General features: G+C 67.5%; 11 protein-coding genes and 1 pseudogene. 7 read left to right on the top strand and 5 right to left on the bottom strand.

Features of this window, described 5'->3' with window-relative positions; genetic code table 11:
• Positions 1-235 precede the first annotated feature (235 nt).
• Positions 236-1255: a fatty acid desaturase gene (locus ACIRA7_RS02525; RefSeq protein WP_396219222.1), complete on the top strand. Its 1020-nt coding sequence runs from the start codon at positions 236-238 to the stop codon at positions 1253-1255.
• 10 nt (positions 1256-1265) lie between these two features.
• On the opposite strand, the gene ACIRA7_RS02520 is transcribed toward ACIRA7_RS02525, so the two are convergent.
• Entirely contained in the window at positions 1266-2426 is a 1161-nt protein-coding gene (locus ACIRA7_RS02520; protein ID WP_396219221.1) for a flavin monoamine oxidase family protein, read from the bottom strand.
• Positions 2427-2613: 187 nt separating this feature from the next.
• Here ACIRA7_RS02520 and ACIRA7_RS02515 point away from each other — a divergent pair, with 187 nt between their 5' ends.
• Both ACIRA7_RS02515 and ACIRA7_RS02510 read left to right on the top strand, forming a co-directional pair.
• Positions 2614-3309 carry a cyclase family protein gene (locus ACIRA7_RS02515; protein ID WP_396219220.1) on the top strand — a complete coding sequence of 232 codons (696 nt, stop codon included), beginning with the start codon at positions 2614-2616 and terminating at the stop codon, positions 3307-3309.
• A gap of 91 nt (positions 3310-3400) precedes the next feature.
• Positions 3401-5779 carry a hypothetical protein gene (locus ACIRA7_RS02510; protein ID WP_396219219.1) on the top strand — a complete coding sequence of 793 codons (2379 nt, stop codon included), beginning with the start codon at positions 3401-3403 and terminating at the stop codon, positions 5777-5779.
• On the opposite strand, the gene asd is transcribed toward ACIRA7_RS02510, so the two are convergent.
• Positions 5780-6625 (bottom strand): archaetidylserine decarboxylase, encoded by an 846-nt coding sequence (gene asd, locus ACIRA7_RS02505; RefSeq protein ID WP_396219218.1) that lies wholly within the window; start codon positions 6623-6625, stop codon positions 5780-5782.
• Positions 6626-6648: 23 nt separating this feature from the next.
• Here asd and ACIRA7_RS02500 point away from each other — a divergent pair, with 23 nt between their 5' ends.
• Positions 6649-7440: a hypothetical protein gene (locus ACIRA7_RS02500; protein ID WP_396219217.1), complete on the top strand. Its 792-nt coding sequence runs from the start codon at positions 6649-6651 to the stop codon at positions 7438-7440.
• A 23-nt stretch (positions 7441-7463) separates the two neighbouring features.
• Positions 7464-8474 carry an alpha/beta hydrolase gene (locus ACIRA7_RS02495; protein ID WP_396219216.1) on the top strand — a complete coding sequence of 337 codons (1011 nt, stop codon included), beginning with the start codon at positions 7464-7466 and terminating at the stop codon, positions 8472-8474.
• A 50-nt stretch (positions 8475-8524) separates the two neighbouring features.
• Here ACIRA7_RS02495 and ACIRA7_RS02490 read toward each other — a convergent pair whose 3' ends face one another.
• The 3 genes from ACIRA7_RS02490 to ACIRA7_RS02480 all read right to left on the bottom strand — a co-directional run bounded on the left by ACIRA7_RS02490 (position 8525) and on the right by ACIRA7_RS02480 (position 10980).
• On the bottom strand, positions 8525-9382 hold the full coding sequence (locus ACIRA7_RS02490; RefSeq protein ID WP_396219215.1) for a PEP-CTERM sorting domain-containing protein: 858 nt from the start codon (positions 9380-9382) through the stop codon (positions 8525-8527).
• A 212-nt stretch (positions 9383-9594) separates the two neighbouring features.
• A complete protein-coding gene (locus ACIRA7_RS02485; RefSeq protein WP_396219262.1) occupies positions 9595-9924 on the bottom strand; it encodes a DHCW motif cupin fold protein in 330 nt (109 codons plus the stop codon).
• 141 nt (positions 9925-10065) lie between these two features.
• Complete coding sequence (locus ACIRA7_RS02480) at positions 10066-10980, bottom strand: alpha/beta fold hydrolase (protein WP_396219214.1); 915 nt, start codon at positions 10978-10980, stop codon at positions 10066-10068.
• Between the two features lie 101 nt (positions 10981-11081).
• Here ACIRA7_RS02480 and ACIRA7_RS02475 point away from each other — a divergent pair, with 101 nt between their 5' ends.
• The gene (locus tag ACIRA7_RS02475) at positions 11082-15260 is read left to right on the top strand and encodes a serine hydrolase (RefSeq protein ID WP_396219213.1); all 4179 of its coding nucleotides are present in this window, start codon (positions 11082-11084) and stop codon (positions 15258-15260) included.
• Positions 15257-15712 (top strand): annotated as a pseudogene (locus ACIRA7_RS02470) (hypothetical protein); the annotation flags it as partial. The gene ACIRA7_RS02475 and the pseudogene ACIRA7_RS02470, both read left to right, overlap by 4 nt.

The raw sequence follows: 15712 nt of genomic DNA, 5'->3' as shown, positions 1-15712 counted from the left end.
GCGACATGGGTATAAATACGGTAGGGCCAATACATACGAGAAAGGCTATTCAGCAAGGACATGGCTGTCAAACCCGCGTCGTGCAGCCGTCGACGGTCGTGGGGATGCCGGCGAGATTGGCGCGATTCCCTCGTGGTCGGGACTATCGCCGAGTTCGCTCGCCCAGCGATACTTTGGGACCTACCGGCGCGCCGTTCGAGCGCCTTCCTGCCCTCGTATTCAGGTGTCGTCCTGCATGGCTGAGTTGCTCCAGTCCCGCACGTTGGAGGTCCCCCGGTCGGAGTGGACCGCGATCGTGGCCAAGTACGCCGGTGCCGACGTCCGTCGCGCGTTGTGGCAGGTCGTCAATACGCTGGTGCCGTTGGGCGCCCTGCTGTGGGCGATGTTCTACTTCCTCGACGTCGCCCCGTGGGTGACGGCGCTGCTGGTGCTGCCGGGCGCGGGGTTGCTGGTGCGCACGTTCATCATCATGCACGACTGCGCGCATTCGTCGTATCTGCCGTGGCCCAAGGTGAACGATGCGCTGGGCTTCGTGACCGGGGTGCTCACGCTGACACCGTTCACCCAGTGGCGTCGTGACCATGCGTTGCATCATGCCTCGTCGGGCGATCTCGATCGCCGCGGCCATGGCGATGTGCCGACGATCACCGTGAAGGAATACCTTGCCCGTGATGCGCGCGGCCGTCTGATCTACCGGTTGATCCGCCATCCGCTGTCGCTCATGCTGGTGGGCCCGTTGCACCTCATGCTGAACCAGCGCTTCCGCGGGCGCAGCAAGGCTACGAAAACGAAGCAACTCTACAGCGTGTGGTACACGAACCTCGCGATCGCCGCCGCGATCGTGGCGTCGATCCTGCTGTGGGGCCCGCGCGCGTTCCTGCTGGTGTACCTGCCATGCATGTACGTCGCTGCCGCCGCCGGCATCTGGCTGTTCTACGTGCAGCACCAGTTCGAAGATGCCTACTGGGAAACGCACGACGAGTGGGACTACGCGACCGCCGCCATCACCGGCAGTTCGCACTTGCGCCTCCATCCGATCCTGCAGTGGTTCACCGGCAGCATCGGCCTGCATCACGTGCACCATATCGGCCCGAAGATTCCGAACTTCCGGTTGCAGGAAGCGCACGACAACAACCCCATCTTCGACGCCGCGCCCACGATGACGATTCGCGAGGGCATCAAGGCCCTTCGTCTGGCGCTGTACGACGAGGACACAAAGCGGCTGGTGCGCTTCAGCGACGTGCGGGCGGCGTAATACACCGACTTCACGTCGGGATGTGGAGGGCACGCAGGATGGCGGTGGCGGCCCGCCACCCCGACGCCACGGCTCCATCGAGATACCCGCCGCCGATCGCCGAGCTTTCGCTGCCGGCCCATAGCAGACGGCCACGCCACGCCTCATCGGTGACGCGCGCGTCGCCGTAGGCGGGATGGGCACTCGGCGGTATGTCGTCGTTCGGTCCGCAGCTGCGCGCGTCGCGTGTCCAGTCGTATTCGGCGTAGCCCGTCGCGTTGAGCGCCTCGGGACCGAACAACCGTGCCAGCTGCGCCAACACGGCCGCGCGGCGCGCCTCGGCGCTCGCGTCGCGGAACGCTCGCGCGGCAGCACTCGTGCGCGGTGCCACAAAGCCCATGAGCGCGTAGCCGGCCGGCGTACCATCGTGCGACGGCATGCAGGCGTCGTGCATCTCCTGCAGCGGTCCGCTCCAGCTCACCGCGTATCCGGAGCGCCCCGCGCCGCGCCAGAACGGCGCGTCGTAGGTCGCGACGCACTTCATCGCGTGCCCCATCCACGTGACCGTGTCGGCGAGGGTCGCCTGCAGCGCGGGGGACAGCGGGGGCGCAAAGGTGATATCGCGCGCGACCACGCGCGGCGGTGCGGCAACGACGACGCGGCCCGCGGTGCAGCGGAATCCGTCGCCCTCGATCGCCACGCCGCCCGGCTGCCAGCTGAGCTCGCGCACGGCGGCGTCGAGCTGCACCGTGACGGGCGTGGGCGCCGCTTGCGACGCGGCGTACAAGGCGCGCGTGAGGGCAGACATGCCTCCAACCAGCCGGAACGAGGGATCGGCACTCCCCGACGGATCGAACGACTCCGGCGGGCTCCCGGCGCCCGCCTCGTACCTCGCCAGTCCGTCCCGGTGCTGCTCGAACACGGGCAGCGCCAGTTCGGCGACGAGCGCGCGGATGTGTTGCTGGTGTGGCCAGAACCACGCGGGGCCCAGATCGACCCACGGGACCTCGGTCACGGACAGCACGCCCGTGGTCAGCATGCGGCCGCCAAGGCGGGAGCGGGCCTCGAACAGGGTCACGCGCAGTCCCGACGCGGCAAGGCAGCAGGCGGCGGTGAGGCCCGCCAGACCGCCGCCCACGACGGCCACGTCGGTATCGAACGGTTGGGGTGGGACGAGTTGTCTGTCGGTCATTGGGCGGGCAAGCTACCGTGAATCGACGCCCCGAGCACGCCCCGAGCAGGTAGACTTGTGTCTCTGCCTCGTTTTTCACGTCTGCCAGGACACCGCTCCATGCGCTCCTGCTCGTCCCCCGTTGCCAGACGCGCCACGGCCGTACTCGGCGTCGCGCTCCTGCTCGCCGCGTGCAGCTAAACGCGCCGTGACCACACGTTCTCCTTTGCATGGGGCCACGCTGGTAGACCTGAGCCACGCCATCGAGCACGGGGTGGTGTACTACAAGGGGCTGCCCGCGCCGGTGATCTGCGACTACCTCAGTCGCGAGGACTCCCGTGCCCGTTACGAACCAGGCACCGAATTCCACATCGGTCGCGTGGAGCTGATCACCAACACGGGGACGTACATCGACTGTCCGTTTCATCGCTACGCCGACGGACGCGACACGGCGTCGATGCCACTCGAGCGGTTCGTGGATCAGCCCGCGCTCGTGGTACGGGCCACGGCGCGTGAGGCGCGCGCCATCGACGCGGCGCAGCTCTCGGCGCAGCTCTCGGCAAGTGATGTGCGCGGCAAGGCCGTGCTGGTGCACACCGGATGGGACACCCTCTGGGGTAGCGACGCGTACTTCGAAGGGCACCCGTATCTCACCGAGCAGGCCGCCGTCTGGCTGCGCGACGCCGGCGCGGTGCTGGTGGGGATCGATTCGTTCAACATCGACAACACCGACGGCGGCACACGTCCGGTGCATACGGTGCTGCTGCGCGAGGAGATCCTGATCGCCGAGCACCTGTGCAACCTGCAGCAGCTGCCGAGTGCCGGTTTCACGTTCACCGCGGTGCCGCCCAAGCTGGTGGAGGTGGGCACGTTTCCCGTGCGCGCCTTCGCGACGGTACGCTAGGAGGCGCCTCCCTTCGGCGCAGGCTCGGTCAGGGTGCCGACGCAGCCTTCCGGAGCAAGCGGAGAGCTCGACCGCGGTCTACTTTTCCCCGATGCCTTCCGCCCACTCCACCGTCGCGACCCCGCCCAGCGCCGGGCCGACGCGCTCCTTCGCGCTCGATCATACGCTCGCCTTCGCGCTGTGCCTCGGCGCCGCGATGCTGTTGCTCTGGCCGCTCCTCACCGGACAGATGCTGTTCGGGGGGAGTCGCTCCGACATGTTCATCGCCGGGTACTCGTTCCGGTTGTTCGGCGCCGAGTCGTTCTTGAAAGACGGCGCGATTCCGCAATGGAATCCGTATCTGTTCGGCGGCCTGCCGTACATCGCGGCCATGCACGGCGACATTTTCTATCCGACGGCGTGGCTGCGCTGGATCATGCCGGTGGATGTGGCCATTACGCTGGGCATGGCGATTCACTTCGTACTGACCGGATGGTTCACGTATCGCTTCTGCCGATCGCTGGGGCTCTCGTGGAACGCGAGTGTGATTGCCGGCGTGGCGTACGAACTCACGGGGATCGTGGCGTCGCAGATGAGCCCGGGGCATGACGGCAAGCTGTTCGTGTCGGCGCTCGCGCCGCTCGCCTTCTGGACGCTGCTGCACGCCATTCGCCATGCGAAGACGTGGTGCTACGGCGCGTTCGCGTTCGTGGTCGCGCTCATCGTGCTCGGCCACTATCACATGGCGTACTTCCTGTTGCTGGCGCTGGGATTGTGGGCGATTTACCTCGCGTTCTTCGATGCCGAGCGTCCCGCCGATTTGAACCCGTGGAAGGCCTTGGGCTTCTCGGCCATTGCCGTGGCCGTGGGTGGCGGCATCACGGCGCTGCAGGTGATGCCCTTCCTCGAGTACATCCCGTTCTCACCGCGCGCCGAAGGCGGCCCCGACACCGGATGGGAGTTTGCGACCAGCTATGCGCTGCCGCCGTCGGAGCTGTTCACGCTGCTGCTTCCGCAGTTCAACGGCGTGCTCGATCAGTACTGGGGTCGTAACCCGATCAAGTTCCACACCGAGTATATGGGCTTCCTGCCGCTGGCGCTGGCGGCGCTGGCGTTGGGTGACACGGCGCGTCGTCGGTTCGTGATCGCCTTCAGCATCGGCGCGCTGTTCTTCCTCATGCTGTCGTTCGGTGGCTATACGCCGTTTTATCGGCCGTTCTACGAGCTGCTTCCGCTGGTGAAGAAGATCCGCGCGATGGGCATGGTGTTCTACCTGCCGGCGTTCATGGTGTGCGTGCTGGCGGGCGTCGGCTTCGATCGGCTGCTGGCGCGCGCCGTACCAATGCGCACGGTGTTGATCGTGATCGGCGGTGCGGTGGCGTTCGCGCTGCTGGGCACCGTGGGTGGCTTGCAGGGACTGGCCGAATCGCTGGCGATTCCGGAGCGACTTGAAGGCGTGGCGGCCAACGCACCGTATCTGCAAAGCGGTGCGCTGCGGTTGCTCGTGTTCGTCGCACTCGGCAGCGTGGTGCTCTGGGCCGTGGCGGCGGGACGCATCGCGCCGCGCGTGGCGACGGCGGCGCTGCTGGTGTTCCTGGGGCTCGACTTGTGGAGCGTGGACAAGCAGTTCTACACCTTCTCGCCGCGCGCCAGCACGTTGTTCGCCGACGATGCCGTGACCACCTATCTCAAGAAGGTGCCGGCGCCGTATCGCGTGATCGACGGCGGCAACAGTTATGGGCAGTCGATCCTGATGGCGTATCGCATTCCGAATGCGATGGGCTACCACGGCTTGCAACTGCGTCGCTACAACGAGTTGGCGGGGGCGAAGGAAGGCTTCCGCAATTTGCTGACGCCCCAGATGTTCGACCTGCTGTCGGTGCGCTACCTGATTTTGCCCGACACGCAGCCGGTGCCAGGCTTCCACGTGGTGGTGCCGCCGTCGCCCACGGCCTTCAGTACCACGGCCACGCTGTACGAAAGCGACGTGACGCCGGCGTACGCGCGTGTGCTGCCGGTTTCGGCCAAGCTGAGTGAAGAGCAGGGGCTGGCCACCGTGATCGATCCGCGCTTCCCGATCAGCAACGTGGCGTTGCTGCCCGATACCTCCACCGCCACGTCGCCGACTGCCACGCCGCCGTTCCCCGCGCCGCAGGTGAAGGCCACGGTGACGGAGTGGAGCGCCGGACGCATGCGCATCGCGCTCACGGGCGCCGAAGCGGCCACGAGTCAGTTGCTGGTGTCGGAGAATTGGTATCCCGATTGGCACGCCGAAGTGGATGGCAAGCCGGGCATCGTGCGTCGCGCCGATCACACGTTGATCAGCGTGGATGTGCCGCCGGGGGCGAAGGAGGTGCGATTGTGGTTCGACTCGCCGACCTACGCGCGCGGAAAGATCGTCAGCGTGATTTCGCTGCTGCTGGCGGCGGCGATGATGTTCGTGCCGATGTTTGTTCCGGTCGGCACGAAGAAGTCGGCGAAGGCCGTGTAACTACGGCCGGCTTCCCATCGGTTCGCCCATGCGCACGGCCACTTCGGTGGCCCACTGCGCCGTGAACGCGACGGTCTTGGGTGGGAAGAGCATCACCACGGTGGAGCCCAGCAGAAAACGTCCCATCTCGTCGCCTTGGGCGAGATGGATGGCCTGGTCCGTGTAGTGCCAGTCGCGCACCGTGCCCGGGCGCGGCGGGTTCACGATGCCGTGCCACACGGTGGCCATACTCCCCACGATGGTGGCGCCTACCAGCACCATCACGAACGGGCCGTGCGCACCCTCGAACAGGCACACCACGCGTTCGTTGCGCGCGAAGAGCCCCGGCACGCCGCGCGCCGTGGTGGGATTCACCGAGAACAAGTCGCCCGGCACGTGGATCATGCGCACCAGCCGCCCGTCGCACGGCATGTGAATGCGATGATAGTCCTTGGGGCTCAGGTAGATCGTGGCAAAGGCGCCATTCGTGTACGGCGCGGCCAGTGCCGCGTCACCGCCCACCAGCGCGGTGGTGGAGTAGCTGTGCCCCTTCGCCTGAAAGACTTGATCGCCGGTAATGGGGCCGAGCTGACTGATGGCGCCATCCACCGGGCAGACGTAATCGGCCGCCGCGATGGGTCGCGCCCCGGGCTTCAGGGCGCGGGTGAAGAAGTCGTTGAACGTGGCGTAGCGCGTGATGTCCGGCTCGGCCGCCTCGCTCATGTTCACGCCGTACTTGCCCACGAACCAGCGGATCACCGAGGTGGTCTGCTGGCCGCGGCTGGCCCGCGCGAAGGCGCCGGCCAGCGACGTGAGGGCCTGCTTGGGGAGCAGGTACTGGGCGATGACGAACAGAGGCGCGGACACGGGACAGAATGTAACGTACGGGAATGAATTTCTGGCGACCTTCCGTGCTCGCGGCGGCATTACTCACGGCGGCTGCGTGCGCGATGCCCCGCACGCTCCCCGCGCAAGTCATCGCCGGCCGCGTGACCGACGACCGCACGATGCAGCCGGCCATCGACTACGTCGTGCGCCTCGTGCAGCTGTCCGACACCGGCGTGGTGACGCTCGCCGAAACGACCACCGACCCCAAGGGGCAGTTCACGGTGGTGGCGCCGAGCGCGGGGAGCTATGTGTTGTCGTTCGGACGCGTACGTCCGCGCGTGCATCGGGTGCCGGTCGAGGTCGCGGCAGGCGTGACACCAACGCCACAGGATTTCCCGCTGCCGATCCAGCGGGAGTCGGACACGCGGCCGTATGCAGACGTGGATGTAGACTCGGCATCGATCTTTCCGAAGGGCGGACGCGCCCCGGCGTTTCCCAAGGAGCAGCGACTGGCTGGTGCGCGCGGTTCCGCGTTCGCGATGTTTGTGGTCGATACCACGGGGCACGCGGAGAAGAACAGTGTGCGCCTGTTCGCGGGAACGCACGCGGACTTCGTGCAGTCCGTCGAGCAATGGCTGTCGGTCGGAACCTTCCGCGTCTCGCACGTTGGCCGGGTTCCGGTGCGCCGACAGGTGTGCCTGGCGGTGGCGTTTCAGGTCGACACCAACCCCCGTGAGGCGCGCCCGCTTGCCAAGCCACGCGTTCCCCCGGCGGGTCTCGCGAACGCATCGCGGGCGCTCTGTTCGCGCGCCGTCGAGGGAGCCGGGCTGATCACGGTTTCTGTGCCGCGCTAAGCGCTTGTCGCTACACTCACCGCATGCGTCGATCCTTGCTGTTCGCCTTCCGCCTTCTGCTTCTCGTGCTCTGCCTCCCCGCGCCCGCAACGGCGCAGGGACGCATTCTGGTGGACACGATTCGCTCGAACGCCATCGCCGGCAACGCCATCGGCGACACGCCGAATCGCGAAGTGTTCGTGTACACGCCGCCCAGCTACGACCGCACGCCCACTCGCCGCTATCCGGTGCTGTACCTGCTGCACGGCTTCACGTCACAGCCGCGCGAGTGGCTCGATGGCACGTATCAGGGGCTCGACCTGCAGCAGACGATGGACAGTCTGTGGCGCGTGGATGCCGGCGAGTTTCTGGTGGTGATGCCCAACGCCGACAACGCGATGGGTGGCGGGTTCTACGTGAACTCGGCGGCGTTCGGCAAATGGGAAGACTTCGTGTCGCAGGAGTTGGTGTCGTACATCGATGGGCGGTACCGCACGCGCCCCGACCGCGCGTCGCGCGGCTTGGCTGGCCAATCGATGGGGGGATTCGGCGCGCTGTATCTCGCGCAACGGCACGCCAACGTGTTCGGCACGGTGTACGCAATGAGTCCGTGCTGCACCGGCCTGATAGGCGAGCTCGCGCCTACGAGCGACGTGTGGCGCTACGTGCGTGATTCCACGATGGCAGCCCCGCCGGCAGTGGCCGGCAGCGTGCGGATCGCGCGCGCGATGACCGCCGCCTTCGGCGCGCCGTTCGATCAGGCTGGCGCGTGGGCTCAGTTTCTGCCGGTTGATCTGCTCACGAAAGACGCCACGGGGCTGCGGCGGAGCTGCGCGGTGGTCATCGAATACGGTGTCGACGACGCCATCACCAGTGTGCCGCTCGGGTCACGCGCCTACGCCGATGCGCTGGCCCGCGCGAAGATCCCGTTTCGGCTCGATGCGTTCGCGGGCGGGCACACCGACCGCACGCGACAACGCTTCGAGCAGCGCGTGTTGCCGTACTTCGCGCAGCAATTTTCCGGCGCGGCACCTAGCGTTGATTGTACGCCGTAGGGTTCACACCAAGGAGCGCGCTATCGGTTCCTTGCTGGTACCGCGACGTGCTACGCCGCCCCGTTGCGACGCCGCACGGCACGCCGCCGCATAGCGGCAACGGCCAGCAGCCCGGCGCCTGCCAACAACGCGGTGCTCGGCTCCGGCACCGTCGTCACCGGCGATGCAAACAGCGAGATGTCGTCGAGCAGCGTGGTGCGATCCTGAATCGAACCGTCGGTGTTGAACGGTGACAGGCTGCTGAAGTTCAGAGTGTACGATTGACCCGGCAGCAGCGTGAACGTCTGACCGGTGCGGCTATACCAATACTGCTTGTTCGCGAGCGACCAGCGGTCATCGCCGAAGTTGTTCGCGCTGTTGAACTCGGTCCCGCCGGCGACCTGACTGGTGAAGCTGCCGATTGTCTGGGTAACGCCCGCGCCGGTGATGGTGACGAGGTAATCGTTCGGCAGCCCGAACCACGAATCACGGCGCCACGAGGGACGCCCGGCGTCGTACCAGTTGAGCGAGCCGATCGCTTCCTCGGTCCCGTTGTAGGTGAAGGTCTGCGACATCACCTGCCGGTCTTTGATGCCGCCGAAGATCACCCCCGAGCGCGCCCACTTCCACCCGGCGCCGAAGTCCTCGGTGCGATTGACGAAGCCGCCCGACCAGAAGCCCCCCGCCGGAGCATACGTCCACGAGCTGGCAAGCCCAGCCGCGTCCCAGCCGCCGATCCAGGGGCGCCCCCAGGGTTCCCCCCCGGGGCCAGTCGAGTAAACCGGCACCTTGAATGGGTCGTTGTAGGCCTCGAAGTCGCCGTTCTGGAGCAGGTTGGGCTGCGCCGATGCCGTGGGCGCCGCGGCCGCCAGCCCCATGACGAGGGCCAACCCGAGCATCGCCCATCGCCGTTCACGCGTTACCGACATAGCAGCCTCGATTCGTTTGGAAGCGGGTGGTCCGGGCCTCCCAGTGGCTATCGCCGAGGATGCCGAAGATCACGCTCGCCTTCGGAAATACACTACGGAAGAATATAGCAAGCGGCGTGCCACCGTTGGCGACTCGGGTTGACCCCACCATATGGTCTCGTCCGCTGCTTCTTTCCAGCAGGTGTTGATCGTGTCCTACACCTGTGATGCGTTCAATCGACAATGAACAACGTCGCCCCGATCGCCGTGCGCGACCGATGTGGCTCGGTGTCGTCGGCCACCAGATAGCTCATCCCCGGCTCGAGCGTGACCGTGCGACCGTCCTGCAGGTCGGTCTCGAGGCGACCGCTCAGGCACAAGAGGATGTGTCCCTTGGCGCACCAATGATCGGCTTCGTAGCCGGCGGTGTACTCGACCATGCGCACGCGAATGGCGCCGACCTGTTGGGTGCGCCAGTACGCAACGCCGGTGGTCCCGGCGTGCTCGGTGCGCGGAACGGTGTTCCAGTCGGTAATGCCGAAGGGGATGTTCGTAATGATCATGGGCGCACGTCGGAGTGTCGCGGCAAGCAAACCCGTCATGAAGGCGCTCCCGAGCGCCTCCTCCAATATGCATCGCGCGTCAGCGACGTCAGCGACGTCGGCGCCGGAATCGGCTTCGAGACCAACGCGCTGGGCCGTGGCTCAGGAACGGCTGGTCGCCCCGACCGTGGGTGTCTTGCCGTCGTGCTCACCAAACCACGCCAGCGCCTCGCGCCACAAGGGCTCGGCCCGTGGCCGGAAGTAGCCCATGTGGCCGATCGGCCCGAGTCCGCGCTGCACCGGGTCGATATCCACCGCTTGCCATGGGGTGCCGCGGTAGCCGGCCATGAACGCGTCGCGCGAGGCCGGTGGCGCCCACCGGTCGTCGAGCGCCGTGGCCGCGACAATCGGCGTGGTGACCTGCGCGAACTGCGCCGCCACATGGCCCATGGCCGGATCGTCGAAGAAGTAGCGTGGGAATCGGCACCAGCGCTTCCAGTCACGGTAAACGCCCAGCGGCAGGTCTTCTCCCATCCCGAGCCGGCTCCACGCCAGATAGCCGAATGTGCGCACCACCAGCGGCCCCAAAGCGTGCCACAGCAGCAGGACGCGCGCCCGCTCCCCGCGAGGCATCCAGCCGTGCCACCCCGCGCCGGTAGCGAAGGTGTAGAACCGCGCCACGCGCGCGTGGTTGGGCAGCACCCCGAAGGCATGACCGCCGAACGAATGCCCCACCATGAACAGCGGGACGGCTGGGTCGCTCATGAGATCGACCGCCGCCGCCAGATCATGGTGCGCCCAGTCGAGGTACTCCATGCGAAAGCCCTTCAGCGAGCCGGGGCGCGACAGCCCAACGCCACGATAGTCGAGCGTGAGCGTCGTGAAGCCCTGCGCCGCCGCGTACTCGGCAAAACTGCGATAGAAGCGTTGGGGCACGCCGGTCGCACCGGCGACGATGAGGTGGCCGCGCGGCGCACCCACCGCGACATAGCGCTGCACCGTGAGCGGATATCCGTCGCGCGCCGCGAGCGTCAGGCGCTCAACGGGGGTCATGTCCGGAGTCGGGGGTCGGTCCATGAGCGAAACTATGCTGTCCGGTCCGCCTCGTGGAACCCAGCCGGGCGCCGTACTTTGATCACATCGCTTCTCTTCCGCGTCCGACGCCTGCACCCCGCCACATGCGCCCTCGCCGTCGCTCTGTTGCCGCCACCCGCCTGACGCTGGCCCTGGCCGGCACCGCGCTCGCTAGCCGCCTCGCCGCCCAGGCACCGGCCGCACCCACTACGCCCGCCACGCGTTCGATCGCCTTCACCACCGCCGAAGGCACGTGGGTCTCGCTCGATGTCACGCGCGATGGCAACGCCCTTGTCTTCGAGCTGCTCGGCGACATCTACCGGGTGCCGGTCAATGGCGGAGCCGCCACGCCGCTGATCACCGGCCGCCCGTTCCAGTCGCAACCACGGCTCTCCCCCGACGGAACGCAGCTGGTGTTCATCAGCGACGAGACGGGCTCCGATAATGTGTGGATCGCCGGTGCCGACGGCCGCAACGCGCGCGCGGTCACCCGCCTCCCGCGCGCCGGCATGCTCTCGCCGGCGTGGTCCACCGATGGGCAGTCGATTGTCGTGACGGTCACCGATCCGCATGGCACGCGCACCGCCGAACTCTGGCGCTACGATGTCGCCAGCGGTCAGGGCACGCGGCTCGTGCCCAACGGCAACGGTCCGGCGCAACCGCTGGTCTCCGCGCCGGCCCCGGGCCCCTATGGCGCTTGGCCATCCCCCGATGGGGCGAGTCTCTGGTTCACCGCCGTGACGCCGCGCCCTTACGGCAGCCGCAACGGCGCCTCGAGCGCGCTCATGCGCGTCCCCGTGGGAGGCGGGGCTGCGGTACCGGTGGCGGTGGAAGGGCTGCCGGCCATGAAGCCCCTGCTGTCTCCCGACGGCGGCACGCTCGTGTACGGCACCGTCCGCGAAGGCAAAACCGGCCTGCGCGTGCGCACGCTGGCCACCGGCGCCGAGCGATGGCTGGCGTACCCGGTGGACCGCAATCAGCTCGAGTCCCGCGCCTCCCGCGATGTGCTCCCCAACGCCGCCTTCTCCCCCGATGGCCGCTGGGTGTACGCCGCCTTCGGCGGGAAGATTCACCGGCTGGGCGTGCAGGACGGCAGCGATACCGTGATCCCTTTCACGGCGGCTGTCGCGCTGGAGGTGACCCCCACGCTGCGCTTCCCACAGCGGCTGGCCACCGGCCCCGTGCGCACCCGCCGTGTGCAGCAGCAGGCCACCGCCCCCAACGGACAGGTCGCCTTTTCGTCACTGGGGCGCATCTGGATTGCCGACCCCACCGGCGCGCCGCGCCGTCTCACCACCACGGCACGGGCCCGGGAGTTCATGCCCGCGTGGTCGCCCGATAGCCGGTGGGTGGCGTTCGTGACGTGGGACGAAAGCGGCGGCGCGCTCTGGAAGGCGCGCGCCGACGGCCGAGAGGCGCCGGTGCGGCTCACCACGGCGCCGGCGTGGTGGGCCGATCCCGCGTGGACGCCGGATGGTCGCACGATCATCGCCAACACCGCGCCACTTCGCGCCACCCTCATGGCGCCGCCCGGTGCGCTCCCGCCCGACGCGCAGCGCGCCGAAGTGGCCGCGACCGGCGGCCCCGTGCGAATCACCGGACCCGCGCCTCGCCCAACGGCCCCAGCGCCCACGCTTGGGGGACCGCTCCCCGTGCCGGCCACGTCCGCCGCTGCGCCGCGCGTCTTCGAGGTGTCGCTGCCACGTGCGACGACGACCGGCACCATCGTGCTCCGCGGCGCGACGGTCATCACGATGCGCGGCACGGAGGTGCTGCGTGATGCTGATGTGATCGTCACCGACGGGCGCATCGCGAGTGTTGGCGCGCGGAGTGCCGCGATCACGCCCGCCGGCGCCACCGTGATCGACGTGACTGGCAAGTTCATTGTGCCCGGGTTCATCGACATCCACGCGCATTGGGGCGGTGCCGGAGCCCTCCTGCAGCCCGAGTCCACCAACGGCTTCGCCAACCTCGCGATGGGGATCACCACCATCCGCGATCCGCAGGTCACGCCGGACATCTTCGATCTCGCCAACCTCGTGGAGGTCGACGGTGTGCCAAGCCCACGCGTCTTCTCCACCGGCCCCGGCATCGGTGCGAACACCAACTTCCAATCGCTCGACGACGCGCGTCGCCTGCTGCGGATGTATCGCGACGATTATGGCACGGTGTACCTCAAGTCGTATCAGACCGGGAACCGACAGCAGCGACAGTGGCTGGTGGAAGCCGCGCGTGAGCTGGGGCTCATGCCCACCACGGAAGGTTCTGCCGACGGCAAGGAAGATCTGACGCACATCATCGACGGCTTCAGCGGGCTCGAACATGCGATCCCGGAAGCCCCGATTCGTGATGACATCGTACAGCTGATGTCGCGCACCGCGATCACCAACACGCCCACCCTCGTGGTGGCGTTCGGCGGGGCGTTGCCGATTTATCGGCTGCTCGCCGAGGAACGGCCGCACGAGGATCCGCGCATCAACCGCTGGTTTCCCGATGGCGCGCTGTTTCAGCGCACCTCCACGCGCTTGCTCTGGTTTCCGCCGGAAGAGTTCAACGAGCGCGAAGCCGCCGCTGGTGCGGTGGATGTGCTGCGCGGCGGTGGTCACATCGGACTTGGCGGGCACGGTGAAGTGCAGGGACTCTCCAATCACTGGGAGATGGGACTGCTCGCCGATGGCGGCATGTCGCCGCACGACGTGTTGCGGGTGGCCACCATCGAAGGGGCGCACGCGATCGGACTCGATGCCGATCTCGGGTCGATTGAATCGGGGAAGGCCGCCGATCTGGTGGTGCTCGACGCCAACCCGCTGCAGTCCATTCGCAACAGCCGTGCGATCGCGTATGTCATGAAGGGTGGCACGCTGTATCGCGGCAGCACGCTGGCGCGCGTCTGGCCCAACCCGGCACCACTTACGCTGCCGTGGTCGCTGCGCCGTGAAACGCTACCGGCGGCCGCCGCGGTGGACACGCTGGTGCGACGCACGATGGAAACCGCCCGCATTCCCGGTCTCGCCATTGCCGTGGTGCGGAACGGCGAGCTGCTGGTGTCCCGTGGTTTTGGTGTGGCCGAGCTGGAGAACCGCACGCCCGTGACCGATGCCACGATGTTTCAATCGGGTTCGCTGGGCAAACAGTTCACGGCGGCCGGTGTGCTCTCGCTGGTGGAGGACGGGAAGATCGCGCTCGACAGCTCCGTGCGGCGTTATCTCCCCGAGGTGCCGGCCAGCTGGCAGCCCATCACCATCCGGCATCTGCTCAGTCATCGCGGCGGCGTTCCTGATTACACCAGCGATGGCTTCGACTATCGCAAGGATTACACCGACGCCGACCTCGTCGCGATGGCGTCGGCGCTTCCGCTCGAATTCCCCGCTGGCACCCGCTGGAATTACTCCAACACCGGCTACGTGTTGCTGGGCATTGTCATCACGCGCGTCACCGGCCGTCCATACGATGAGTTCCTGCGCGAGCGGATCTTCACGCCGGCGGGGATGCCCACCATTCGCGTGATCACTGAAGCCGATGTCGTGCCGAACCGCGCGCACGGATATCTCCCCACCGCCTCGGGGTGGGAACATGCCGCCTGGGTCGCGCCACGACTGAATACCACGGCCGATGGTTCGATGCTCGTCTCCATCCGCGACCTCATCGCGTGGAACGAGGTGGTGCGCACGCGACGGCTGCTCCGCCCCGAAAGCTGGACGCTGATGCTCTCCGCGAGCCGACTCCCCAGTGGTCGCGACTATCCGTATGCCCTTGGCTGGTTCCTGGGCGAAGCCGGCGGACATCCCATGCAGGAGCATGGGGGCACGTGGCAGGGATTCGTGTCGCAATACACGCGCTTCCCCGATCAGGACCTGGCCGTCATGGTGCTCTCGAATGCGCGGGCCATGGCACCGGCTACGCTCGCGATGCAGGTGGCCGCGCTCTATGACGCATCGCTGGTGCCCACGCCGCCACCCACGACGGCGATTCCTGATCGCGAACCGCAGGCTACGGCCACCGTGCAGGCTATCCTCACGCGCGTTGCCGCCGGCTCACTCGCCCTCGAGGATTTCGAAGTGGTGCGGCAAACGATCTTCCCGCGCATGCGCGCCGCACTCACGGCCACCGTGCAAGGGAAAGGCCCGATCACCCGTCTCGAACTGCTGGCGCGGCGCGAGATCGGCGACGATGTCGAACGACAGTACTTCGCGTGGTTCGGCCCGCAACGCTTCCGCGTGCTCGTCACCTTGGGACCGCTGGGCAAGCTGACGGGGCTACGCATCACGCCGGAGCAGCCATGATACGCTTATCCGTTGTAGGCACATCGCGCCGCGGGCGCGGTGGCCGAATACTCGCCGCACTCCTGATTGCGGTGAGTAGCGCCTGTGCGCCGGCGGCGCCGACGTACGACTTGCTGCTCACCGGTGGCACCGTGATCGATGGCACCGGCGCCGCGCGCCGCGTGGCGGATGTGGCGATTCGCGGCGATCGCATCGCGGATATCGGGGCATCACTCCCGCGCCGCGGCGCGGCGCGCGTGGTGGACGTGAGCGGACAGATCGTGTCGCCAGGCTTCTGGGACAATCATGCCCATCTCGTCACGCTCGCCGATCATGGGCTGGCCGAAAATTTCGTGCGGCAGGGGATCACCACCGTGCTGGCGCCGCTGCATTCACAGGATCAGCCGTTTCCGATGGATCAGTATCGGGCGCGGGTGAAGATGGCGCCGAATGTCGGGCTCTTCGCCGGCCAC

Source organism: Gemmatimonas sp., assembly GCF_044376735.1.
Taxonomy (GTDB): Bacteria; Gemmatimonadota; Gemmatimonadetes; order Gemmatimonadales; family Gemmatimonadaceae; genus Gemmatimonas.
The sequence above is the reverse complement of the archived record's forward strand: the minus strand, read 5'-3'. Positions and strand labels throughout refer to the sequence as shown.